This window comes from Bartonella sp. AP58NXGY (genome assembly GCF_042195785.1).
GTDB lineage: Bacteria > Pseudomonadota > Alphaproteobacteria > Rhizobiales > Rhizobiaceae > Bartonella.
Genome location: NZ_JBHIOY010000185.1, coordinates 1 through 814, shown reverse-complemented (window position 1 = coordinate 814; position 814 = coordinate 1). Strand labels below are relative to the sequence as shown.

General features: G+C 37.8%; 1 protein-coding gene. It reads left to right on the top strand.

The genetic code is table 11. The features are described from left to right. Positions 1-140 precede the first annotated feature (140 nt). The gene (locus ACFINC_RS10340) at positions 141-503 is read left to right on the top strand and encodes a helix-turn-helix domain-containing protein (RefSeq protein ID WP_375617155.1); all 363 of its coding nucleotides are present in this window, start codon (positions 141-143) and stop codon (positions 501-503) included. Positions 504-814 lie beyond the last annotated feature (311 nt).

The window sequence follows — 814 nt, the reverse complement described above, 5'->3', positions numbered from 1 at the left end:
GTAGGTATCCCGGGATTCCGGGAGTTTTTGCCATGTCCAGGTGCTTACCAGCACTAAAAGCAAAAGAGCTGATTTGAGTTCAGTATTTTTGACTCCCGGAATACTCATGCGAGGGCGCTCGCAACCGGCGGGAGGGTAAAATGCAAATCAACAATCTTAATATTGATCTTTTTGTCGGCAAAAAAATTCGTTTGAGACGAAAAATGCTAAAAATGTCTCAAACAACTTTAGGACACGCTTTAGGTGTAAGCTTCCAACAAATTCAAAAATATGAAAAAGGCTTAAATCGTGTCAGCGCAGGGCGTTTAATGGAAATTTCTGATATTTTGACTATTCCGATTTCTTTTTTTTATGCGGATATCATGCCAAAACGACAGCCCCACCATGATGAAACTATCTCCAGTAGAGAAGAATACCTGCTGCTTAAAAGATTTAGAACGCTCACTTCGATAAAACAAAGAGCCATTTTACAATTATTCTCTGAACCCAATGAAAGCTTTTAATATCACGTGAATACGACAGGCTCTGTTTACCCTACAGACTCTGTGCATCTGCATACATCACAAACATCCCCGCAAAGAGCAGCGCTTGAAAATTTATTGGATCAATCTGCAGGAGCACCCCATGCAATCATTTGACTTTGTCTGTTAAGCATAAGTTTTAAATACCATGAAAGATGATGGCAGTTTTTTTAATAATGTGTAAATATTGATAAATAAATACTTTCTAAGATACCGATACGTGATAGTATAACGATAGAAAAGGTTCTTGTCTTATCTTGTGCAAGAACTTTCTTAAGAAAAAACGAGTCAGA

Bases quoted from the DNA above. Each gene is read 5' to 3' on its own strand.
- ACFINC_RS10340 (WP_375617155.1), top strand. From the start codon at position 141: ATGCAAATCAACAATCTTAATATTGATCTTTTTGTCGGCAAAAAAATT.